This window comes from Vibrio sp. 10N.222.46.A1 (assembly GCF_041473595.1).
Lineage (GTDB): Bacteria > Pseudomonadota > Gammaproteobacteria > Enterobacterales > Vibrionaceae > Vibrio > Vibrio tasmaniensis_A.
Genome location: NZ_JBFRSN010001184.1, coordinates 1 through 435, shown reverse-complemented (window position 1 = coordinate 435; position 435 = coordinate 1). Strand labels below are relative to the sequence as shown.

General features: G+C 44.4%; 1 protein-coding gene. It reads left to right on the top strand.

What is annotated here, in order from left to right:
- Window positions 1–146 precede the first annotated feature (146 nt).
- Window positions 147–435, top strand: a 289-nt coding sequence (locus AB4496_RS25070; RefSeq protein WP_372132523.1) for a LysR family transcriptional regulator, incomplete at its 3' end; no start/stop codon positions are given.

Genomic DNA, 435 nt, shown 5'->3' with positions numbered 1-435 from the left:
GCCAAATAGCCAAATAGCGAAATAGCGAAATAGCCAAGTAGATAAATAGACAGACAGCTAATTAAACAGCTAGACCGAAAAACAGCTTAGCTAATACAAGAAAAGCCAACCCCTAGATTTGTTTCGCGAACCATAAGGACATCAATGTGAACCTAAGACAGTTGGAAGTCTTTTACGCCATTATGCAAACCGGAACCGTATCTGGGGCTGCGCGTAATCTGCATGTGTCACAACCTAATGTGACTCGTATTCTGGCACACACAGAGCAACAACTTGGTTTTGGATTGTTTGAGCGTGTCAAAGGTCGGTTGGTGCCAACGGTTGAAGCGAGAACCTTGCTGCCAGAAGCGGAAAAGGTGTATCAGCAGTTAGGTCAATTTCGTTCTTTGACGAATAAGGTTAAGCAAGGACATCAGCACCTACGTATTGGTGCAC